This window comes from Halobacillus massiliensis, assembly GCF_900166625.1.
Classification (GTDB): Bacteria; Bacillota; Bacilli; order Bacillales; family Halobacillaceae; genus Halobacillus_A; species Halobacillus_A massiliensis.
This window is the reverse complement of the sequence record NZ_LT800499.1, coordinates 1,902,497-1,924,200: the sequence shown is the minus strand read 5'-3', so window position 1 is coordinate 1,924,200 and position 21,704 is coordinate 1,902,497. Positions and strand designations below refer to the sequence as shown.

Below are 21,704 nucleotides of genomic sequence, written 5' to 3'. Positions count from 1 at the left end.
AAAAAGGCCTCCTTTATTGAATAGAGTCTAAATAACTTTGAAGAATGATAACGGCTGCCATTTTATCAATCACTTGTTTACGCTTCTTTCTGCTAACATCTGCATCGATTAATACGCGTTCGGCCGCCATCGTTGTTAATCGTTCATCCCAGAGCCGGACTTTAATTTGGAATTCCCTCTCCAGCCATTTCGCAAACCTCTGGCTTTCCTCTCCTCTAGGACCAATTGTGCCATTCATGTTTTTAGGAAGACCTATTACCGCTTCAGTAACCTCATTTTCTTCCAACACTTTTCGCAAAGGTTCCTTTACTGTGGAATAATCATTTTCATCCCAATGGAGAGTAGTAATTCCCTGCGCTGTCCAACCCATGGCATCCGACAAGGCAATTCCTATTGTTTTCTCTCCTACGTCCAAACCTATTTTCTTCATTAAGCTTCCTCTTTATTCTTTTCTAAATAAAACTTCACTAATTCTTCGATTAATTCATCTCTTTCCATTCTGCGAATAAGGTTTCTTGCATCCTGGTGGCGAGGAATATATGCTGGGTCTCCAGATAACAGATAGCCTACAATTTGATTAATAGGGTTATAGCCTTTCTCCTCTAAAGAATTGTGAACAGAAAGCAGCAGGGATCGGACATCCTTATCAAATGGCTCCTCTGAGAAATTAAATCGCATTGTTTTATCCATCGAACTCATTTAAGATCACCTCGCACTTTTAATGTTTCTTTCATTATATACTTATTTACTATAATTTAAAAACTAAGCATTGCTTTTTACATATTCTTTTGCATATGCTAAAGCTTCGGAAATTTTGGAAGGATCTTTACCGCCTGCCTGTGCCATGTCAGGACGGCCGCCTCCTCCGCCTCCACAGATCGCTGCAGCCTCTTTAATTAGGTTGCCTGCATGAAAGCCTTTTTCAATGAGATCTTTAGAAACTCCTGCGATCAGCTGAACTTTTTCTCCACTCGTTGCAGCAAGGAGAAATACGCCCGAATCTGTCTTCTGTTTGAGATCGTCCATCATATTTCGTAAGGCATTCATATCTTTAACGTCCACTTTTTTAGCCAGTAGGTTAACTCCCTCAACAGCTTCGATTTCTTCAAAAATTGAGGCTGTTTCCATGTTCGATAATTTTGAGGCTAATGATTCATTTTCTCGCTGTAAGGATTTTATCTCATCCTGCACGCTATAAATACGATCAATCAGCTGATTAGGCTTAGATTTAAGCAGTTCGCCGGCCTGCTTTAAAAGAGCTTCCTTACCGCTTAAATACTCGTAAGCCCCTTTTGCGGTTACAGCTTCTATACGTCTTGTACCAGCACCAATACCTGTCTCGCTGATAATTTTAAACAATCCGATTTCTGCCGTGTTAACAACATGGCAGCCTCCACACAGTTCCAAACTGTAATCACCAACTTGCACAACGCGTACTTCAGAACCATATTTTTCGCCGAACAAGGCCATTGCCCCTTGTTCCTTTGCTTCTTCTAGTGATTTAGTTTCAATACTTACAGGAATAGATTTCCATATCTTTTCGTTTACCATTTGTTCGATTTGTTCCATTTCAGCTTCTGAAACTGAACCGAAGTGTGAAAAATCAAATCGAAGTCGGTCAGGAGCTACAAGCGATCCGGCTTGATTTACGTGCTCACCTAAAACATCTTTCAAGGCCTGGTGAAGCAAATGTGTAGCAGTATGGTTCTTCACGATGTAAGAACGGGTCTCTTTATTTACTACCGCTGTGAATTGAGCCCCTTTCTTGATCATACCTTTTAGAACAATTGCTTCATGCATATGCTGCCCGTTAGGAGCTTTCTGAACGTTCGTTACCTCTAGCTCTGTGTCTTGATTCTTCAGCATCCCTTTATCAGCAATCTGTCCACCACTTTCTGCATAGAAAGGAGTTTGATCTAAAAAGAGGTAAACCGTATCCCCTTCAGCTGCTGACTCTACAAGCTCATTATCTTTAATTATCTCAACTGCGGTCGCTTCTGCGCTCAATGTCTCATAACCGACGAATTCACTTTTCACATTTATATCGCCAAGTACGCTATCCTGAATCTGCATGCTGTCTGATTTCTGGCGGGCACTTCTAGCACGCTCCCGCTGTTTTTCCATTTCATTCTGGAAGCCTTCTTCATCAATAGTGAACCCGGCCTCGGCCACATATTCCTCCGTTAGTTCTTTAGGAAACCCAAACGTATCATAGAGGCGGAACACTTCACTTCCTGGGAACACATTACTTCCTTTGGCTGTCTCTTCTTTCATAATAGTAGACAGAATCGTAAGTCCTTCATTTAAAGTTTCATGGAATCGCTCTTCTTCTGTCTTAATCACATTTTGAATAAATTCTTGTTTCTTACGGATATCCGGATAAAAGTCATTCATAATACCAGCCACTTCAGGAACCAGTTTGAACATAAACGGCTCATTTATATTGATCTGCTTTGCAAATCTTACAGCACGGCGAAGCAGGCGTCTGAGCACATAGCCTCGCCCTTCATTTGACGGGAGTGCTCCATCGCTCACTGCAAAACTGACAGTCCGCATATGATCGGCAATTACTTTAAAGGCTGAATCCTGTTCCTGTTTTTCGCCATACGGTACGCCGGAGATTTTTTCAACAGCCTGAATTATTGGAAGAAATAGATCTGTTTCAAAGTTTGTCTCTGTATTCTGAATAACACAGACCATACGTTCAAGACCCATTCCAGTATCAATGTTTTTCTTCGGCAGCGGAGTATAGGTATCATCTGGATTGTGATTAAACTGGGAGAATACTAAATTCCAGATTTCCAGATACCTTTCATTTTCGCCTCCCGGATAAAGTTCAGGGTCAGACGGATCATTGCCGTACTTCTCCCCACGGTCGTAGAAAATTTCTGTATTTGGACCACTCGGACCTTCTCCAATATCCCAGAAGTTTTCTTCGATACGGATAATTCTTTCTTCATCAATTCCTATTTTATCTTTCCAAATCGCATAAGCTTCGTCATCTTCAGGATGGACAGTTACCGAAAGCTTAGCCGGGTCAAATCCAATCCAGTCAGGGCTTGTAAGGAATTCCCATCCCCATTCAATGGCTTCCTCTTTGAAGTAGTCACCAATAGAGAAGTTACCCAGCATTTCAAAAAACGTATGGTGACGGGCCGTAAACCCTACATTTTCAATATCATTCGTTCGAATGGACTTTTGTGCATTAACAATTCGAGGATTTTCCGGAATAACCCGTCCATCGAAATACTTCTTTAAGGTAGCTACCCCACTGTTTATCCATAGAAGAGAAGGATCCTCATGCGGTACTAGAGAAGCACTCGGCTCCACGTCATGACCTTTTTCTTTAAAAAAGTCCAGGAACATCTGTCTTACGTCTGCTGATGTTAAGTTTTTCATATAATAAGCCTCCTTGGTTTGATTCAATCTCTATACAAACGAAAAAATCCCGTCCCTGCCGATTTTGGCAGGGACGGGATTTAAATCCGCGGTACCACCCTGATTACAAGCAAAATTGCCTGTCACTCATATCGCGGATAACGGCGCGAAAGACCGGCGGTGATTAGCCGCACTCAAGAATAGCTTTCAACAGGGCCTTTTCAGTTCTTCTTTCAGCCTGGGGAAGAACCTCTCTTTAGAACGGCGGGCTGTTTACTTTTTTCCTTCTTCGTATTCATCGTTCATATAGTGTAGATATGCGTAATTATAGAAAATTTATGTTTATCTGTCAACGTTTCGGGCCGCGCGGGCATGATATATCTCTTCCATGATTACTTTTATGCATGTTAAGACAGGTACAGCCAGCACCATACCCGGTACGCCCGCCAATTCTCCCCCCGCTAGAAGTGCAAAGATAATAAGAAGCGGGTGGATATGAATACTCCTCCCCATAATATAAGGGGACAAAAGATTCCCTTCTGTAAGTTGAATAATTACGATTACAATCACTGTTAAAAGGATGACCTTCACAGAGATTGTCGCTGCCACGATTAAAGCTGGGACGGCTCCGATTAATGGCCCGAAGTAGGGAATGATATTAGTGATACCGGCCACCACACCAAGGACGAGTGGATACGGAAGTCCTGCCAGCCAAAAACCTATCGATGCAAGTCCACCTACAAACAAACTGATAACCAGTTGGCCTCTAATATAACCGCCGAGCGAGTGGTTCAATTTTTTCGTCAGCCTGACAGCTTCCCTATGCCACTTTCTTGGAGAAAGTTTTAGCAGAGCATTCATAATATAATGATAGTCTTTTAAAAAATAAAAAGTCATGACAGGAATAACTGCAAGGAGTACGATAAGGTTAAAAATACCGCTCATTCCTGACATTATTGCCATCAGCTTTGTGTTCAGCCACGTTTCAAGGCGCAGATAGCCGTCTTCTACTCTTTCGTGAAGCCCGTCGGGTAGACGCTCTGTCTGTTTATAGAACTCCCGTGTCCAGTTCTGATAGGCTTCGATAACCGATGGAAGCTGATCATTTAACAGCTTGACCTGCTGGACGAGATGGGGATACCCGCGGTAAATCCCGTAACCTGACAATGTAAAAAAAATGATAAAAATGAACAGGATTGCCAGCACCCGATTCAATCCAAATTGCTGCAAATACTTTACTACAGGATGAAGGAGCATGGCGATGACTATAGCAATAATAAAAGGGGTGATAATTCTGAGAATCACCATTACTACATGGTCATAATAAGGAAATATCCAGGCAAGGAAGAGCAGCATGAGCAGGACGACGAAAAAAACTGAAATCCGCACTCCCCACTTCACAATTGTTTTATTCATTTAAGATCCCGATTGATAAAATAGATCGTTTAGTGAGCTTAAGCTGCCGTCTTCCTCGATTTGATGAACGTCAATTTTGTCTTTATTTACAGACAGTTCAATACAACATGTCCAGCAGTAATATTGTTCATTTCCGATACGCCCAAGGTTTTTCCCTTGACAATTTGGACACTTCATAAGAGCAGACTCCTTTTTGTCTGCTAGTCTAACCCTATGAATTCCAATTTATACATTACATAAAATCATAAGGTGATAGATCTTCCTCTTCTTCCACGGCCGGCATCTCTTCTTGTTGAAGCTTTTCTGCCAGATGGGTATACCTTAGGTTTGTATCTGTCGTCTGTACTCCTTCAAGAAAAGCCTGCTGATCCCCGCATATAATCAGGGATTGTTTAGATCTTGTAATTGCCGTATATAACAGGTTTTTCCGAAGCATCCTACGGTAGCTTCTGACCACCGGAAGAATAACGATCGAGAATTCACTGCCCTGTGACTTATGAATGGATGTGCAGTATGCGTGCATGATATTGTTCAAATCCTTTTTGGGATAAACGACTTCTTTGTTATCATATTCAACGACTACTTGTTCCACTTGATCGACGTTTTCTTCTGCACGGAAAATAGCAGCTATTTCTCCGATGTCCCCATTATAAACACCATCTTCCGGCTGATTGACCAGTTGGATTACCTTGTCGCCTTTTCGATAATCCACTTCTTTAAATGTAATGTTTCGCTTCTGACTGCTTTTTGGATTGACGGTATTCTGAATCTCTTCATTTAATTGGTGAATGCCGACATCGGTGCGGTACATAGGGGCTAAAACCTGGACTTCACGAAGTTCAATCCCTTTGTCTAACGCTTTTTTAACAATGTTTGTAACCAGCTCTTTAATTTGATGCTCACCGGCTGGTATAAAATTAAAGTCATTGTCTTTAGTTAAGGAAGCTGCCGTACACTCATCATTTTTTATTTCATGGGCCAGCTGGATAATTTTTGAACCTTCTTTTTGCCGGTATACTTCCTTCAAGTTAACGGACGGCACCGAACCAGACTTTAACAAGTCTGCAAGGACCTGGCCCGGGCCCACAGAGGGAAGCTGATCCTCATCTCCTACAATAAGCACTTGCATATCTGAGGGGATAGCTCGAAACAGCTGATTCGCAAGCCACATATCAACCATTGAAAATTCGTCAATAATTAAAATCTGGCCTTCCAGCTGATTGTTTTGGTTTTTATCAAAAGTTTCGTGCCCATCCCAGCCTAATAACCGATGGATCGTACTTGCCGGAAGTCCAGTTGATTCTGTCATTCTCTTGGCCGCTCTTCCTGTTGGCGCAACAAGAATGAAAGGAAATGGATCACCCTGAGCATAATCCTTAGGATCAGTGGACAGTTCATTAAGTATTGCATAAGACTGTATGATCCCTTTGATAACCGTAGTTTTTCCAGTACCTGGTCCCCCTGTTAAGATCATGGCTTTCGAATGGAGAGCTTTTTCAATCGCATTAAATTGATCTTCCCCATAGCTGATAGATTCTTTTTCTTCAATATCTCCGATAATTTTCATGAGATCCGCCTGGGTAAATTCAATTTCGAGCTCATCTGATGTTATCCGTTCGAGCTGATGACAGAACCCGTTTTCCGCGTAATATAAAGAAGGCAGGTATATACGGTCTTCTTCAATAAAAACATAACGATTTTCCGCTAACTCGATTACCTGTTGGGAAAGCTGTTCAAATGAAACTTTTGCTTCAGAACTGCCGCGGTTTAATAATGTTTCCACTTGAGTGAGGCAGACTTCTGTTGGCAAATAAACATGGCCTGCAGATAAGCTTTGCTGCATAATGTAAATACAAGCCGCCCTCAGCCTTGTTGGGTGATCTTCTGGAAGCTCCTGGACCTTTGCCATCTCGTCTGCTCGGTGAAACCCGAAACCTTCCACTTCAAAGACAAGCTGATAAGGATCTTCCTCAATAATACTTAATGTCTGATCTTTAAACGCCTGATAAATTTTTTGCGACAGCTTCAAACCAAAACCGTACTTATTAAGATGGATCATGACATGCTCAAATCCTTGATGTTCGAGAAGAGCATCATGCAGCTGTTTCTTTTTCTCTTTAGCAAGCTTCGGGATACGGTCAAGCACATCGGCATTATTCAAAATCATAGAAACCGCTTGATCCCCTAATTCTTCTACAATTCGTTCGGCTGTTTTCTTTCCGATCCCATGAAACAGATCACTAGAAAGGTAAGCAATAATACCATCCTTCGTTTCTGGCATTACCCTCTGATAAAAATCCACCTGATACTGGCGGCCGAACTTTTTATGGTTCTGAAGCGTCCCATAAAAAACATACGTTTCCCCTTCCTCAAGTGGAGGAAAATGTCCTTTAATCACTATACTTTTCTCTTCGACATCTTCGCTTGATTCCGTAACCTGAATTAAAGCGATCGAGAAAACCTCTGATTCTTTATGAAAAATCATTCGGTTTAACCGGCCTTTAATAAAAGGCTTTTCTTCTTCACCGGACGTTGAAAAAAGCGTATGTTCTTCCATGACTTTATGTTCCCCTTTAAATTATTCTTCGCCTAATGCTTGTTCAACTTGTGCTTTCGCATGGGCAGCCAGCATGTGCTCACGGTTGTGTTCAAGTGCTTTGCGGAAATATTTAAGTGCTCCTGAAGCATCCTCACGGTGAAGAGCCACAACCCCTAAGTTATAATAGGCATCACTATGTGTTTCTTCTAATTTTAGCACAGACTTCATAGCTTCTTCAGCTGCTTCTAACTGGCCATTTTGGGCAAGACAGAGCCCGTATTGAAACTGAATGTCCACATCCTCAGAATTAAGCTCGGCCGCGCGAAGCAAATATGGCAGAGCAAGCTTCGTATAATCCTGATGAACGAATGTCATTCCAAGCATAAAATGAACATCTGCTTCATCAAGTCCTTTTTCAATCGCCTGCAGAAACTGAGCCTGGGCCTTTGTGTATTTTTCCTGTTCATAAAAAACATTTCCCAATCCGTAATAAGCAGTAGCAGCTGTTTCATCAAGTTCAATAGCTCTGTTAAAAAAACGTTCTGCTCTTTCGTACTCCCCTACATGGATAAGCAGATTTCCAAAATTGATATAGCCTACCGGATCTTTTGGATTTTCATCGATAGCTTCCGTAAAAAGCTGAGTGGCTTTTTCAAAGTTTTGCTGCTGCATATTCTCAATGGCCTGTTCTAACTTGTTCATTAGTATTCCTCCTAAAAAGGCCATGTCCCCTACCATATGGACATGGCCATTAATCTACTCTTAATCAGCCGACATAAGTCAGCGGTTTATTTTCTTTAATAATTTTATCAATTGTAGCTCCACCAAGACACACATCGCCTTCATAAAATACAACGGCCTGGCCAGGAGTAATGGCGCGCTCCGCTTCTTTGAATTCAACCTGAACGGTTCCATCTTTCTGAGGATATACAGTGACAGGACTGTCTTCCTGACGATAGCGGAACTTCGCTGTACAGTCAAAAGCTTCTTTAGGGGCAGCACCTCTCGTCCAGTTTGCATCCACAGCGGTTAAACCGTCAGAATAAAGCGCCTCATGATGGTATCCTTGACCAACATATAAAATGTTATCTTCAAGGTTTTTTCCGACAACAAACCAGGGGTCTCCTGCCCCGCCAATGCCTAAGCCTTGACGCTGGCCGAGTGTGTAATACATCAGGCCGTCATGCTTTCCTTTAACTTCACCTTCAAGAGTCTGCATTTCTCCCGGCTGTGCAGGAAGATATTCACTGAGGAATTCTTTGAAGTTTCGCTCGCCAATAAAGCAAATGCCAGTTGAATCTTTTTTCTTGGCCGTAGCAAGTTCGTGTTCTTCTGCGATTCGGCGTACTTCCTTTTTTTCCAGATGTCCCAATGGGAACATGACTTTTGAGAGCACATCCTGGGAAAGTTGATTTAAAAAGTAAGTTTGATCCTTGTTATTATCCACACCACGAAGCATCTGATACTCACCATTGACTTCCTGAACCTGGGCGTAATGGCCGGTTGCTAAATAATCGGCACCCAGGGACATCGCATGCTCCATAAATGCTTTAAACTTTATTTCCTTATTACACATCACATCAGGATTTGGCGTTCTTCCGGCTTTATATTCATCTAAAAAGTAGGTAAACACTTTATCCCAGTATTGCTTTTCAAAGTTCACCGCATAATACGGAATATCAAGTTGGTTGCAGACTCGAATAACATCTTCATAATCCTCTGTTGCTGTACACACTCCATTTTCATCTGTATCATCCCAGTTTTTCATAAAGATACCGATAACGTCATACCCTTGTTGTTTAAGTAGAAGAGCAGAAACAGATGAATCGACACCGCCGCTCATCCCTACAACTACTCTTGTATCTTTAGGGTCTTTCATGTTTTCACCTTCCTAACTCAGTCTCTTCACGATTTGCCCGACACGCATGGCAGCTTCTGCTACATTTTCTTCCGTGTTGGCTGAGCCAAAACTAAATCGAATCGAATTTGTAGTTTTCGGGTCCTCAGACCCAAACATCGCTGATAGTACATGTGACGGCTCGACTGAACCTGCTGTACATGCACTGCCGCTTGAAGCTGCAATTCCGGATAAATCAAAGTTCGTTAATAGTGTTTCCACGTTCATTCCCGGAAAGCTGACATTCACAATTGTAGGCACTGTTGATTCTTCCTCGCCGTTTATGTTAAATACTGTTTCTTCTCCGAGTTTTTCTAAAAAGACATGCTTCATTTTTTTATAGTGATTGAGTCTGTCGGTTCTATTTTCTAAAAGGAGCTTTACAGCTTGTTCAAAACCGACGGCTGCAGGAATATTTTCAGTACCTGCCCGTCTCTTGCGCTCTTGTTCTCCCCCATACTGAAGGGATTGAAGCAAAGTTCCTTCTCTTACATATAAAAAGCCTATTCCTTTAGGCCCGTTTATCTTATGGCTTGAAACCGTAAGCATATCAATTGGAAGTTTTTCCACGTCAATAGAATAAAGGCCGTAAGCCTGGACAATATCTGAATGCAAATAGGCCTGATGCTCGGCTGTAATCTCCGCGATTTCTTCGATGGGCTGCACTGCACCTGTTTCGTTATTGACCATCATAATACTTACTAATATTGTATCGTCCCGGAGCTTCGAATGAAAATCTTTTATACTAACCTGTCCAGCTTCATCCACTGGGAGATACTCTACTTCAAAGCCTTCTTTTTCTAAATATTCTACAGCATGCAATACAGCATGATGCTCGATAGAAGTCGTAATAATATGCTTCCCCTTATGCTGATTGGCCAATGCTGTTCCTATAATTGCTAAATTATCTGCTTCCGTTCCGCCGCTAGTGAAAATAATTTCTTTTTCTTTTGCATGGATGCTTTCAGCTATGGTTAAACGCGCATTATCAAGAAGCTTTCTGGCTTTCCTGCCGAACTGGTGAACACTCGATGCATTGCCGAATGTTTCCTGATAGACAGATATCATGGCTTCCATAACACCTGGATTTACTGGAGTTGTTGCTGCATGATCCAAATATATTGGTTCCATTCTCCTCACCCCTTTAAATATAGAACATATACGCATCCTGTGTCTGATCATCTACATGATCTTTAAGATCTTCAAGCGTTGTCGTGTCCAGTACGTCCTTTACAGCATCTCTTACTCTCTTCCATAAAGCTTGTTTCGCTGGTTCCTCATCTTCGATTCCTTCCACAGGAGTAATGGGACCTTCAAGGATTCTAATAACATCCCCTGCAGTTATTTCGTGAGGGGCTTTTGTAAGCATATATCCCCCATATGCTCCTCTGACACTTTTTACGAGGCTTGCATTTCGAAGAGGTGCGATTAACTGCTCAAGATAGTGTTCAGATAAATTATTGTCTCTGGCAATCTGTTTAAGAGAAATAGGTCCATCCCCATACTTTCTTGCAAGTTCAATCATGATGGTTAATCCGTAGCGTCCTTTTGTTGAAATTTTCATAGCTTTCACCCTTCTTTATAAAGTAATCCAATAAGTTTTTGGAAATCGGTAGTGTTTTACCAACAAATGTACCCAAAAATAGTGCAATGAATACCGTACCTATGCCTATAGGACCACCGAGAAGCCATCCTAATACACCCACCGTAACTTCAATGGCATTCCTGACAGTTGAAACTTTCCATTGCAGCGCATCTGTCAGCACAAGCATTAAACTGTCACGCGGCCCTGCCCCGATATTAGGAGCAACGTAAATCCCTATACCTGCGGCAGTCACGAGGGTCCCTAATATAAATAAAATGATTTTGGCCGGCAGCCATTCCGGCTCTGCTAAAATAAAATTAAATAAGTCTATAAATAGACCGACTAATACCATATTTAATAGTGTTCCGATTTGCGGAAGTCTCTTTAATACAATGGATGTAATAATGACAATGGTCAAACCTGCAATAATCGACCACGTCCCTACTGACAGGCCAAGTTGGATGAAAAGCCCGTAGTGCAGGACATCCCAGGGGCCAATACCAAAATCCTTCACTTGCATTGTCATGGATATACCAAGTGCAAGCAGAATTAAGCCCACGATAAAAAAAGACCAGCGCAGCCTTAAATTTGGCTTTTTCAGAGTCAATTGCATAGCTGATCTATCTCCTTCTTCAATTATACCAAACGTTATTATAGCACGAATGGCAACCCTCTTGCATTTTTATAGAATTGAATCTACTCTTAAAAATAGTGAAGACAAATAAAGGAGTTCTAAACCTATGAGTATACAACCACTGGCTTTTCGAATGAGACCTTCAACTATTGAAGAGATCATCGGCCAAAAACATCTAGTCGCTGAAGGTAAAACTTTAAATCGTATGGTAAAAGCCCAGCGGCTGGCCTCTATGATTTTATTCGGCCCTCCGGGCACTGGAAAAACATCCATGGCTATGGCTTTAGCTAAAAGCCTTAAGCTGCCATATAAAACGCTGAATGCCGTGGCGGATAAAAAGAAAGATATGGAGATCGCTGTAGAAGAGGCAAAGATGCACGGCCAGATGGTGCTCATTCTAGATGAAGTTCACAGGCTGGATAAGGGCAAACAGGATTTCCTTCTCCCGCATCTAGAAAGTAACCGGTTGACATTAATCGGTTGTACGACGAGCAATCCTTATCATTCAATAAATCCTGCGATCAGGAGCCGCTGTCATCTTTTTGAACTGTACCGATTAACTCCAGAAGATATAAAAGAAGCGATAAACAGGGCGCTGACCAATCAAAAGGAAGGGCTAGGAAACTATAGCATAAAGCTTACAGACGAGGCTCTTAATCACTTTGCGGAAAGTGCGGGCGGAGATATGCGTTCAGCATTGAACGGGCTTGAACTTGCCGCTTTTTCAACTCCTGAGAATAAAGAAGGAACCATTCATATCACCCTTCAAATAGCTGAGGAATGTATGCAGAAAAAAAGTTTTTCTCATGATAAAGATGGCGATGCACACTATGACGTTCTTTCCGCTTTTCAAAAGTCTATTAGAGGAAGTGATGTAAATGCGTCTCTTCATTATTTAGCCCGGCTCATTGAAGCAGGAGACTTAGACAGCATCGCCAGGCGGCTCGTCGTCATTGCATATGAAGATATCGGCCTGGCAAATCCACAGGCAGGGCCGCGGGCTCTCGCTGCTGTCGATGCAGCTGAGAGACTTGGTTTCCCTGAAGCGAGAATTCCGCTTGCATCGGCGGTCACTGAACTTGCTCTGTCACCTAAGTCAAACAGTTCTTATAAAGCCTTAGATGCAGCGCTCGCCGATTTACGCAAAGGAGATATTGGTAACATACCGGCCCATTTGAAGGATTCTCATTATCAAGGTGCCGCCAAGCTTGGAAGAGGTATAGAGTATAAATACCCTCATAATTATCAGAATGCCTGGGTAGATCAGCAGTATCTCCCTGATCCACTCAAAAAGAAAAAATATTATGAACCTAAAGCTACCGGCAAATTTGAACAAGCTTTAAAACAAGTGTATGAAAATATTAACAGCCAAAAATCTTAAGCAAGTATAAAACGTTTACCCTTTGGTCAAACTAGTATCAAAATCTGAGAAACTATTGTTCTCATAGTTTAAACTGGAGGGTTAATATGCCAAAAGTAAGACAAGATGCCTGGTCTCATGAAGATGATTTATTACTAGCAGAAACTGTCCTTAGACATATACGTGAAGGAAGCACACAGTTAAAAGCTTTCGATGAAGTAGGAGATGTGTTAAACAGAACTTCCGCCGCCTGCGGATTCAGATGGAATGCTGAAATTAGACAAAAATATGAGCAAGCCGTTGAATTAGCAAAAAAACAACGGAAAGAAAAGAAAAGGAAAGAAGCTGTCTACGAGCAGCCGGCTGCAGTTAAAGTTTCTAAAACTGAAAAAGCAGCTTCACCTGTCGTTCAGCAATCTAAAGAAAAACCAGTGCCTGCAGGAGAACTGGATATGTCTCAAGTCATCGCTTTCTTAGAAAACGTACAAGCTGACACTAGCATCCAGCCGAAGTTAAATGAAAGAGTAGAAGAATTAGAAGAGGAAAATATAGAGCTGAAAGCATTAAACGAGAAGCTGCAGTCTCAGCTTCAATCTTTAAAAGAAGATTATCAGGCTTTTATTTCCCTAATGGATCGTGCTCGTAAAATGACAATGTTTGATGACCAGGATTTTAGAAGCCATCCACTGTTTGGAATGGATTCAGGGGGTCACATGGAACATTTAGCTAAATAACAAGAGAAAAAGGGCTGTTTCCTATTGGAAACAGCCCTTTTTAACAACAAAAAACCAATCCCAATTGTGCCGTCGTATCATGAGTTTTGAACCCGCTCCAGGCAGGTGGGTGCCCTGCTCCACACTTCTTGCGTCCTCCACTATCGATAAGAGGCTTGCATTCCATGTGAAGACGTCAGGCTCCCGTTTCAAAAATGTTCGGTCAAAACGTACATTCGAACAACGCACACATCAGGATTGGTTATTTATTGTAATCAAATCATAGCACAAAAAATTATTGCAATCAAGCAAAGAACGACGCTTTATGAGTGAGTCTTCAGACCTGTTTTTTCGTTGTCACCTGCAGGTTGAGTTCTCTTAATTGGGCATCACTTACTCGCCCTGGTGCATCTGTTAAAGGATCTTGAGCAGATGCTGTCTTCGGGAAAAGAATAGTATCTCTTAAATTATTTCTTCCAGCCAGCAGCATGATTAAACGGTCTAAACCAAAAGCGATCCCCCCGTGTGGAGGTGTGCCGTACTCAAGGGCTTCAAGAAGAAAACCAAATTGTTCCTCTGCTTCTTCTTTCGAGAAGCCTAACGCTTCAAACATACGCTCCTGCATCTCTTTTTGATAAATACGCAGCGAACCGCCCCCGAGTTCATACCCATTTAATACGATATCATAGGCTTCCGCTCTGGCATTGGCCGGATCCTCAACAATACGGCTTACATCGCCATTTTCAGGCATAGTAAATGGATGGTGGGCGGCAAAGAAGCGATTAAGCTCCTCATCATATTCAAACAGCGGCCAGTCAACTACCCATAAGAAATTAAATTTCGATTCATCAATTAAACCTAACCTTTTTCCAAGCTTCAAACGAAGGGCTCCTAAACTATCGGAAACGATCGATGGCTGATCAGCTACAAACAGCAGCAAGTCACCATTCTTTGCTTCAAGCGCTTTTAGAAGCTGCTCCGCTTCCTCTCCCTCAAAAAACTTGGCAATTGGGCCATTGAGTTTACCTTCTTTAACTTTCATCCACGCTAACCCTTTTGCTCCATAAACTTTAACATCCTCCGTTAAATGATCAATGTCTTTACGGGAGAACTCATCAGCTTTCCCTTTGACATTAATCGCACTTACCTTACCTCCAGAAGCAACAGCACTGTTAAATACTTTAAAGCCGCTGTCTTTCATCATTTCCGAAAGATTCACTAGCTCTAGCCCAAAACGAGTGTCCGGCTTATCAGAGCCAAAGCGTTCCATAGCTTCATCATAGCTCATTCTGTTAAAAGGAGTCGGGATCTCCACTCCTTTTACCTCTTTCATTACACGCGCCATCATGCGTTCAGTCATTGCCATGATTTCTTCTTTAGACATGAAAGATGTCTCAATATCTACCTGGGTAAATTCAGGCTGTCGGTCGGCTCGTAAATCTTCATCGCGAAAACATCTGGCGATTTGATAATACTTTTCGAAGCCTCCCATCATCAGCATTTGTTTAAATAATTGTGGAGACTGTGGCAGAGCGTAAAATTCTCCTTCATGAACACGGCTTGGCACCAAGTAGTCGCGTGCTCCTTCCGGTGTACTTTTAGTAAGCATTGGTGTTTCCATTTCCAGATATTCTTCTTCATTTAAAAACTGCCGGATCGACTGGGTAGTCTGATGACGTAATTTAAACGTCTCCTGCATTTCCTTGCGTCGCAGGTCAAGATAGCGGTACTTTAACCGGATATCCTCAGAAACTTCCGTTTCATCTTCAATCATAAATGGAGGAGTCTTTGCTTTATTTAAAACAGCAACCTCAGAGGCAAGAATTTCAACCTGGCCAGTTTTCATATTCGGGTTAACAGTATTTTCTTCTCTCAAGACGACTTCCCCAGTTACTTCAATGACGTATTCGCTGCGGATATTTTCTGCCGTTTCAAGAGCTTTTTCAGAGGTTTCAGGATTAAATACAACTTGCACAGTGCCTGAACGGTCTCTAAGATCAATGAATATTACTCCTCCAAGATCACGCCGTTTTTGCACCCAGCCTTTTAACTTAACTTTACTTTTTTTATTTTCTGTTCTTAATGTTCCGCACGGTGTACGTTTCATATAACTTTCCCTCCTGCCAGCTTATCCCTTAAATAATCTGTAATTTCATTCAGCTTAATTTCTTTCTGTTCACCACTGTTCATATCTTTCATAGTAGCGGCGTTATTTTCAAGTTCATTGTCACCAATAACGATGACATATTTAGCTTTTAAACGGTCAGCTGATTTAAACTGGCCTTTCATTCTTCTCTGCAGGTAGTCTTTCTCCACCTGAATTCCCGATTGTCTAAGCTGGTAGGTTAAGCGTACAGCTTCCTGCTCTGCTTTCTCTCCCATGGCTACAACATAGCAGTCGAGGGTTTCTTCGATAGGAAGCTTGATATTCTCTGCTTCAAGTGCCATCAGCAAGCGTTCAATACTCATCGCAAAACCGATGCCGCTCGTCTGTGGACCTCCTATTTCTTCGACAAGACCATTGTAACGGCCTCCTCCGCTTAGTGTGGTTATTGCTCCAAAACCTTCCGCATTGCTCATAATTTCAAAAGCTGTGTGATTGTAATAATCCAGCCCGCGAACAAGATTTGGATCAACTACATAGTCAATTTCCATAAGATCGAGAAATGCTTTAACCTTTTCAAAATATTCTAGAGATTCTTCATTTAAATATTCAAGAATGGATGGTGCTGTCTTCATTGCTGGGTGATCTTTATCCTTTTTGCAATCAAGAACTCGCAGAGGGTTCTGTTCAAGACGCACCTGACAATCTGAACAAAGCTCTTCACGATATGGTGTGAAGTGGGAAATTAACGCTTCCTTATGATTTTGGCGGCTTTCTTTATCTCCAAGACTGTTTATCACTAAAGTTAAAGAATTTAATCCGAGCTCCTTATAGGAGTTCATGGCTAAGGCCATCACTTCAGCATCTATAGCCGGATCTTCACTGCCCATTGCTTCAATTCCAAATTGAACAAACTGTCTCAGCCTTCCTTGCTGTGGACGTTCATAACGGAACATTGGTCCAATATAAAACAGTTTTGTCGGCTGATTAGGAAGACCGAATAATTTGTTTTGTACAAATGAACGAACGGTTGAGGCGGTTCCTTCAGGTCTTAATGTGACGCTTCTTCCTCCCCGATCTTCGAATGTATACATTTCCTTCTGAACGATATCAGTGCTGTCGCCTACTCCACGCTGGAATAGTTCCGTATGTTCAAAAATCGGTGTACGAATTTCCTTATAATTATAACGACGACAAAGGTCGATAAGCTTCTTCTCAACAAATTGCCATTTTTCTGAAGTACCTGGCAAGATATCCTGAGTTCCTCGAGGTGCTCTCATTTAATTTTCCTCCTAAATATAGCTTTATAACACAAAAAAGTCCCGTCCCTCTCTAATAGAAAGGGACGGGACTTTACCCGCGTTGCCACCCTAGTTGAAGCTTTGTGCGCTTCCACTCGATACAGTTAACGCCTGCATACGTCCTCATTTACTGCCTTATGGTTTCAATGGGGCACCTAGGAAATGTCTTTCACCCGGGCGTCAAAAAGAATGCTTCCAGCCAGACGGCATTCTCTCTCTGTTATGACAATATCCGTGTTACTTTTTTCCTCAATGGTTTTATTCGTTTCAATTTCGATATGGATACTATAATAATGGTTTTATGAATACAATGTCAAGTTTATTTAAAGGGAAAAGGCTTTTTAAAAAAAATGAAGGAAACCATAGAATTTTGTCGAATTAGTCATAGCATTACTAAAAAATGGAGGTGTATACAAGTTTATGAAAGGATGGCTGTCATTTATTATTCTTCTCACCGGCTTTATCCTATTCTTTCCAGGGGCAGTGAATGCCGATTCAGCCACCGTACAAGTGAATAACTTACACGTAAGGTCAGGCCCTGGTCTGTCCGATTCAATTCTTGGGAAAGTTCATAAGAATGAAACGTTTACAGTAGAAGATCGAAAAGGTGACTGGCTAAAGATTAGGTGGAAAAAGCGTTCCGGCTGGGTTGCCGGCTGGCTAGTTTCCTTAAAGAAATCCGCAACCGTCGTGTCAAAAGCTGATTACTTAAGAGTACGCTCAACCGGCAGTCTCTCAGGAACAGTAAAAGACTATCTTATGAAAAATGAAGCAGTAACAAAAATTGACGAGAAAGGCGACTGGATAAAAATCAGCCGCGCCAAAAGTTCCGGTTGGGTACACCGAGATTATTTGAGTACATACTCTAATGCTCCCGCAGTAAACAACAAGAAATCTGCAGGAAAGCTTAAAGTCACTGCGGCTGTCTTAAATGTAAGAGCTAGTGGTACTACAAGCAGCTCAATCTTAAGACAGGTAAGAAAAAATGAAGGTTTTGATTATATTCAAAAGAAATCAGGCTGGTATGAAATTAAGCTAAGCGGCAGTAAGACGGGCTGGGTTGCAGGATGGCTTGTCACTACCGGGAGCGAATCATCTGCTTCTACTCCAAAAAGAAGCAGCACGAAGATTTCCTTGGAATATAATGCAACGAACATTCGAAGCGGTCCGTCTACGGGTTATAAAATTGTTGGAAGAGCTAATAAAGGAGAAGAATTTAATGTAATCGCAAAAGACGGTCAATGGTTTAAAGTATCCTACAATAATAAATCAGCATACGTTGCCGGCTGGATTGTTAAAGAAACCTCCGACGCAGCACCAGTTTCCACATCAGGAAGCTTAAAAGGCAAAACCATTATTTTAGATGCAGGCCACGGAGGATTTGATCCAGGAGCCATTGGAAGAAGCGGCAGCTACGAAAAAACCTTAACATTAAAAACCGTTCATAAACTAAAAGCTGACCTGGAAAGTAATGGAGCCAAAGTGGTTATGACTAGATCGAATGACTCCTACGTATCACTGGCATTAAGAACATCCATTGCGAACGCGGCCAATGGTGATGCTTTTATTAGTCTTCATTTCAACAGTGTCCCTTCTTCGATTAAAGCAAATGGTATTTCCACTTTCTTTTACAGCTCCAACTCGAGCTATTTAGCTTCCCTGGTCCAATCCTCTGCAGCACGAGCTACGGGTCAAAGAGACCGCGGAATTATAAATGAAAGTTTTCATCTCCTGCGTTACAGCAATACACCTGCGGTTTTAATGGAATTAGGCTTTACCTCTGATGTCAACGAAGAAAAAATGGTGAAAACGCCAAGCTATCAAAATAAAGTAAGCCAAGGCATTACAAACGGTCTTATCCAATATTTTAATTAAAAAAACAAGGGGTATAGTACCCCTTGTTTCTTCTCCTATCCTTCACCAAAACCGCTTCATATTTTTCAAATAGCCGGAGCCATTGTCAGCCAGTCGTTCTGCCTCAGCCTCTTTCTTTACTGTCTAAAATAAGCGTCACCGGTCCACTATTTGTCAACTGGACATCCATCATCTCTCCAAAAGTTCCAGTTTCTACATGAACCCCTTCATCGGCTATCAGCTGATTAAATGTTTCATAAAGCTCAAGTGCCTGCTCAGGCTTTGCAGCGTTCATAAAATTAGGTCTTCTTCCCTTTCGGCAGTCACCGTATAAAGTGAACTGAGAAATAGATAAAAGACTTCCTTCTATAGAGGATAAAGATAAATTCATCTTGCTATTTTCATCCTCAAAGATACGAAGGTGAGGAATTTTACTAGCTAAATACTTGGCATCTTCTTCAGTATCCTCATGGGTAACTCCCAATAAAACGACAAGCCCGTGATTAATTTCCCCAACCACTTCACCGTTTACGGTAACAGAAGCTTTATTACTCCTCTGCACTACTGCTCTCATCTTAAATCCTCCAATTACTGCATCACTCTTCTAACCGTATATACCTCTTGAATCTGCTTTATTCGTTCAACTATTTTTCTTAAATGCTCTGTGTTTTGTATTAAGATAGTAATGTGAATAGTAGCCATTTTATTTCGGTCTGATTTCCCGGAAACCGCCGTTATATTTGTTCTTGTTTCATTAACTGCCTGCAGGACTTCATTGAGGAGGCCTCGGCGGTCATAGCCCCAGATCTCAAGATCCACGTGATATTGTTTGCTGTCAGTGAAACCTTTCTCCCAATAAACGGTAAGCAGTCGTGATTTGGCCTCTTCTGTATGAACATTCGGGCAGTCTGTACGGTGAACGGAAACTCCGCGGCCTTTCGTTATATAACCAATAATCTCGTCTCCTGGGACAGGATTACAGCATTTAGATAAGCGGACGAGCAGATTGTCTACACCTTCTACTCTTACTCCGGAATCTTTCTTTCCGCGTGAAGCAGAAGTCTTTATCTCAGTTGTCGATACGTCTGCCAGTGTCTGCTCTAGATTCTGTTCCTTCTGTATTTGCTTTCTCAGCTTCTCCGTCAGCCTTGTCGCAATTTGTGCAGCTGTTATACCTTGGTAGCCTACGGCAGCAAACATGTCCTCTTCATTAGCGAAATTAAATTTTTCTGAGACCCTGTCTAAATTGTCCGCTGTAAACACTTCTTTCGGTTGTAGACCCATGTTTCGAATCTCACGTTCTACAGCTTCACGCCCTTTTTCAACATTTTCTTCTTTTTGCTGGCGTTTAAAGAACTGTTTAATCTTATTTTTTGCCTGTGATGTCTGTGCCAGCTTTATCCAGTCTTTTGACGGACCATAGGAATGCTTGGATGTCATCATTTCTACAATGTCACCCGTATTAAGCACATAATCAAGCGGCTCCATTTTTCCGTTTACTTTCGCTCCAATCGTCTGATTGCCGACTTCGGTATGAATTCGATAAGCAAAATCAATCGGAACGGATCCCGAAGGAAGTTCCACGACTTCCCCTTTAGGAGTAAACACATAGACCATATCAGAAAACAAATCAACTTTTAATGATTCCATAAATTCTTCCGCATCATGGGTTTCACTCTGGGAATCCAAAATTTCTCGAAACCATGTCAGTTTTTCTTCGAAAGAATGGTTGGAGGCCGCTTGTTTTCCTTCTTTATACGCCCAGTGTGCTGCAATACCATACTCAGCAATCTCATGCATTTCATGAGTGCGGATCTGAACTTCTAAAGGATCTCCTTTTGGACCAATAACGGTAGTGTGAAGCGACTGATAGAGGTTAGGTTTTGGCATCGCTATATAATCCTTAAACCTTCCCGGCATCGGCTTCCAGCACGTATGAATAATTCCAAGCACAGCATAGCAGTCTTTTATACTGCTAACGAGGATTCGTACAGCGAGCAAATCATAAATCTCATTAAACTGCTTATTTTGCAGCACCATTTTACGGTAAATACTGTAAAGGTGTTTCGGCCGTCCATTCAAGTCCGCTTCAATATCAACATCCGCCAATTGCTTTCGGATTTCGTTAATGACATCTTCAATATAGTATTCTCGCTCATTCCGCTTTTGCTTCATTAAATGAACAATTCGATAGTACTGCTGAGGATTCAGGTACCTTAACGCTGTATCTTCAAGCTCCCACTTAATTGCGGAAATTCCGAGCCTGTGAGCAAGCGGTGCAAAGATTTCTAATGTTTCGTTTGAAATTCTGCGCTGTTTCTCAGAAGGAAGATGTTTCAGTGTTCGCATGTTATGAAGCCTGTCCGCAAGCTTAATTAAAATCACACGCATATCTTTAGCCATAGCCACAAACATTTTACGATGATTTTCAGCCTGCTGGGCTTCTTTAGACTTATATTTGATCTTCCCTAGTTTCGTTACTCCGTCGACAAGCATGGAGACTTCTTCTCCAAATTCTCTCTCAATATCTTCCAAGCCAAAATCAGTGTCTTCTACTACATCATGAAGAAACCCACCAGCTATCGTTTCAGGATCCATCTCTAAATTAACGAGAATGCCTGCTACTTGGATAGGGTGAATTATATAAGGTTCCCCTGATTTGCGATATTGTTCACTGTGAGCTTGATTGGAAAACTCAAAAGCCTTGCGGATAAATGCAAGGTCTCTTTCATTCATATAAACGCTCGCCTGCTCAATCACTTCTTCGGCTGTTAAGATTTTGTCTTTAGCCATTCAATCACCCTGATTCCTCTTTGCTTTCTCAAATTAATTAGTAGTTTCCTCTCATTATCAAAAAAAGCGCTGCAATTGTAAAGGAAAATGGTGCTTTTTTATCGATTTCGTCTTTAGCACAGCGGAGTCT

18 protein-coding genes, 1 other RNA gene and 2 other annotated features are annotated in these 21,704 nt (G+C 41.7%); of the genes, 3 read left to right on the top strand and 16 right to left on the bottom strand.

What is annotated here, in order from left to right:
• Nucleotides 1-13: 13 nt before the first annotated feature.
• From ruvX to B7E06_RS09445, 11 genes are all read right to left on the bottom strand, one after another.
• Nucleotides 14-430 carry a Holliday junction resolvase RuvX gene (gene ruvX, locus B7E06_RS09490; protein WP_082233748.1) on the bottom strand — a complete coding sequence of 139 codons (417 nt, stop codon included), beginning with the start codon at nucleotides 428-430 and terminating at the stop codon, nucleotides 14-16.
• Entirely contained in the window at nucleotides 430-699 is a 270-nt protein-coding gene (locus B7E06_RS09485) for an IreB family regulatory phosphoprotein (RefSeq protein ID WP_082233747.1), read from the bottom strand. Before B7E06_RS09485 ends, ruvX begins: the two co-directional genes overlap by 1 nt.
• A 63-nt stretch (nucleotides 700-762) precedes the next feature.
• Nucleotides 763-3,399: an alanine--tRNA ligase gene (gene alaS / locus B7E06_RS09480; protein ID WP_082233746.1), complete on the bottom strand. Its 2,637-nt coding sequence runs from the start codon at nucleotides 3,397-3,399 to the stop codon at nucleotides 763-765.
• Between the two features lie 66 nt (nucleotides 3,400-3,465).
• Nucleotides 3,466-3,677 (bottom strand) — a binding site (T-box leader).
• A 43-nt stretch (nucleotides 3,678-3,720) separates the two neighbouring features.
• Nucleotides 3,721-4,794, bottom strand: coding sequence for an AI-2E family transporter (locus tag B7E06_RS09475; RefSeq protein ID WP_082233745.1), 1,074 nt, complete (start codon nucleotides 4,792-4,794; stop codon nucleotides 3,721-3,723).
• Nucleotides 4,795-4,971 carry a hypothetical protein gene (locus tag B7E06_RS21860; RefSeq protein ID WP_179134031.1) on the bottom strand — a complete coding sequence of 59 codons (177 nt, stop codon included), beginning with the start codon at nucleotides 4,969-4,971 and terminating at the stop codon, nucleotides 4,795-4,797.
• 55 nt (nucleotides 4,972-5,026) lie between these two features.
• On the bottom strand, nucleotides 5,027-7,351 hold the full coding sequence (recD2, locus tag B7E06_RS09470; protein ID WP_082233744.1) for an SF1B family DNA helicase RecD2: 2,325 nt from the start codon (nucleotides 7,349-7,351) through the stop codon (nucleotides 5,027-5,029).
• Nucleotides 7,352-7,372: 21 nt separating this feature from the next.
• A complete protein-coding gene (locus B7E06_RS09465; RefSeq protein WP_082233743.1) occupies nucleotides 7,373-8,035 on the bottom strand; it encodes a tetratricopeptide repeat protein in 663 nt (220 codons plus the stop codon).
• A 64-nt stretch (nucleotides 8,036-8,099) separates the two neighbouring features.
• Entirely contained in the window at nucleotides 8,100-9,212 is a 1,113-nt protein-coding gene (gene mnmA / locus B7E06_RS09460; protein ID WP_082233742.1) for a tRNA 2-thiouridine(34) synthase MnmA, read from the bottom strand.
• A 12-nt stretch (nucleotides 9,213-9,224) separates the two neighbouring features.
• Nucleotides 9,225-10,361: a cysteine desulfurase family protein gene (locus B7E06_RS09455; RefSeq protein WP_082233741.1), complete on the bottom strand. Its 1,137-nt coding sequence runs from the start codon at nucleotides 10,359-10,361 to the stop codon at nucleotides 9,225-9,227.
• 13 nt (nucleotides 10,362-10,374) lie between these two features.
• Nucleotides 10,375-10,794: a cysteine metabolism transcriptional regulator CymR gene (cymR, locus tag B7E06_RS09450; protein ID WP_082233740.1), complete on the bottom strand. Its 420-nt coding sequence runs from the start codon at nucleotides 10,792-10,794 to the stop codon at nucleotides 10,375-10,377.
• A complete protein-coding gene (locus tag B7E06_RS09445; RefSeq protein WP_082233739.1) occupies nucleotides 10,748-11,428 on the bottom strand; it encodes a YczE/YyaS/YitT family protein in 681 nt (226 codons plus the stop codon). Before B7E06_RS09445 ends, cymR begins: the two co-directional genes overlap by 47 nt.
• Nucleotides 11,429-11,555: 127 nt before the next feature.
• Here B7E06_RS09445 and B7E06_RS09440 point away from each other — a divergent pair, with 127 nt between their 5' ends.
• Nucleotides 11,556-12,830, top strand: a complete 1,275-nt coding sequence (locus B7E06_RS09440; RefSeq protein WP_082233738.1) for a replication-associated recombination protein A — start codon at nucleotides 11,556-11,558, stop codon at nucleotides 12,828-12,830.
• Between the two features lie 86 nt (nucleotides 12,831-12,916).
• Nucleotides 12,917-13,543, top strand: a complete 627-nt coding sequence (locus B7E06_RS09435; protein ID WP_082233737.1) for an RsfA family transcriptional regulator — start codon at nucleotides 12,917-12,919, stop codon at nucleotides 13,541-13,543.
• Nucleotides 13,544-13,596: 53 nt separating this feature from the next.
• Here B7E06_RS09435 and ssrS read toward each other — a convergent pair.
• From ssrS to hisS, 3 genes are all read right to left on the bottom strand, one after another.
• A non-coding RNA gene (gene ssrS / locus B7E06_RS09430) (6S RNA) lies at nucleotides 13,597-13,784 on the bottom strand.
• A 75-nt stretch (nucleotides 13,785-13,859) separates the two neighbouring features.
• Entirely contained in the window at nucleotides 13,860-15,629 is a 1,770-nt protein-coding gene (aspS, locus tag B7E06_RS09425) for an aspartate--tRNA ligase (RefSeq protein ID WP_082233736.1), read from the bottom strand.
• Nucleotides 15,626-16,906: a histidine--tRNA ligase gene (gene hisS / locus B7E06_RS09420; RefSeq protein WP_082233735.1), complete on the bottom strand. Its 1,281-nt coding sequence runs from the start codon at nucleotides 16,904-16,906 to the stop codon at nucleotides 15,626-15,628. Before hisS ends, aspS begins: the two co-directional genes overlap by 4 nt.
• A gap of 58 nt (nucleotides 16,907-16,964) precedes the next feature.
• Nucleotides 16,965-17,189, bottom strand: a binding site (T-box leader).
• A 158-nt stretch (nucleotides 17,190-17,347) separates the two neighbouring features.
• On the opposite strand from hisS, the gene B7E06_RS09415 reads away from it, so the two are divergent.
• Nucleotides 17,348-18,802 carry an N-acetylmuramoyl-L-alanine amidase family protein gene (locus tag B7E06_RS09415; protein WP_082233734.1) on the top strand — a complete coding sequence of 485 codons (1,455 nt, stop codon included), beginning with the start codon at nucleotides 17,348-17,350 and terminating at the stop codon, nucleotides 18,800-18,802.
• A gap of 103 nt (nucleotides 18,803-18,905) precedes the next feature.
• On the opposite strand, the gene dtd is transcribed toward B7E06_RS09415, so the two are convergent.
• Both dtd and B7E06_RS09405 read right to left on the bottom strand, forming a co-directional pair.
• Nucleotides 18,906-19,355, bottom strand: a complete 450-nt coding sequence (gene dtd / locus B7E06_RS09410; RefSeq protein WP_082233733.1) for a D-aminoacyl-tRNA deacylase — start codon at nucleotides 19,353-19,355, stop codon at nucleotides 18,906-18,908.
• Between the two features lie 14 nt (nucleotides 19,356-19,369).
• Nucleotides 19,370-21,574, bottom strand: a complete 2,205-nt coding sequence (locus tag B7E06_RS09405) for a RelA/SpoT family protein (RefSeq protein ID WP_082233732.1) — start codon at nucleotides 21,572-21,574, stop codon at nucleotides 19,370-19,372.
• Nucleotides 21,575-21,704 lie beyond the last annotated feature (130 nt).

Bases quoted from the DNA above. Each gene is read 5' to 3' on its own strand.
- ruvX (WP_082233748.1), bottom strand. From the start codon at position 430: ATGAAGAAAATAGGTTTGGACGTAGGAGAGAAAACAATAGGAATTGCC.
- B7E06_RS09485 (WP_082233747.1), bottom strand. From the start codon at position 699: ATGAGTTCGATGGATAAAACAATGCGATTTAATTTCTCAGAGGAGCCA.
- alaS (WP_082233746.1), bottom strand. From the start codon at position 3,399: ATGAAAAACTTAACATCAGCAGACGTAAGACAGATGTTCCTGGACTTT.
- B7E06_RS09475 (WP_082233745.1), bottom strand. From the start codon at position 4,794: ATGAATAAAACAATTGTGAAGTGGGGAGTGCGGATTTCAGTTTTTTTC.
- B7E06_RS21860 (WP_179134031.1), bottom strand. From the start codon at position 4,971: ATGAAGTGTCCAAATTGTCAAGGGAAAAACCTTGGGCGTATCGGAAAT.
- recD2 (WP_082233744.1), bottom strand. From the start codon at position 7,351: ATGGAAGAACATACGCTTTTTTCAACGTCCGGTGAAGAAGAAAAGCCT.
- B7E06_RS09465 (WP_082233743.1), bottom strand. From the start codon at position 8,035: ATGAACAAGTTAGAACAGGCCATTGAGAATATGCAGCAGCAAAACTTT.
- mnmA (WP_082233742.1), bottom strand. From the start codon at position 9,212: ATGAAAGACCCTAAAGATACAAGAGTAGTTGTAGGGATGAGCGGCGGT.
- B7E06_RS09455 (WP_082233741.1), bottom strand. From the start codon at position 10,361: ATGGAACCAATATATTTGGATCATGCAGCAACAACTCCAGTAAATCCA.
- cymR (WP_082233740.1), bottom strand. From the start codon at position 10,794: ATGAAAATTTCAACAAAAGGACGCTACGGATTAACCATCATGATTGAA.
- B7E06_RS09445 (WP_082233739.1), bottom strand. From the start codon at position 11,428: ATGCAATTGACTCTGAAAAAGCCAAATTTAAGGCTGCGCTGGTCTTTT.
- B7E06_RS09440 (WP_082233738.1), top strand. From the start codon at position 11,556: ATGAGTATACAACCACTGGCTTTTCGAATGAGACCTTCAACTATTGAA.
- B7E06_RS09435 (WP_082233737.1), top strand. From the start codon at position 12,917: ATGCCAAAAGTAAGACAAGATGCCTGGTCTCATGAAGATGATTTATTA.
- aspS (WP_082233736.1), bottom strand. From the start codon at position 15,629: ATGAAACGTACACCGTGCGGAACATTAAGAACAGAAAATAAAAAAAGT.
- hisS (WP_082233735.1), bottom strand. From the start codon at position 16,906: ATGAGAGCACCTCGAGGAACTCAGGATATCTTGCCAGGTACTTCAGAA.
- B7E06_RS09415 (WP_082233734.1), top strand. From the start codon at position 17,348: ATGAAAGGATGGCTGTCATTTATTATTCTTCTCACCGGCTTTATCCTA.
- dtd (WP_082233733.1), bottom strand. From the start codon at position 19,355: ATGAGAGCAGTAGTGCAGAGGAGTAATAAAGCTTCTGTTACCGTAAAC.
- B7E06_RS09405 (WP_082233732.1), bottom strand. From the start codon at position 21,574: ATGGCTAAAGACAAAATCTTAACAGCCGAAGAAGTGATTGAGCAGGCG.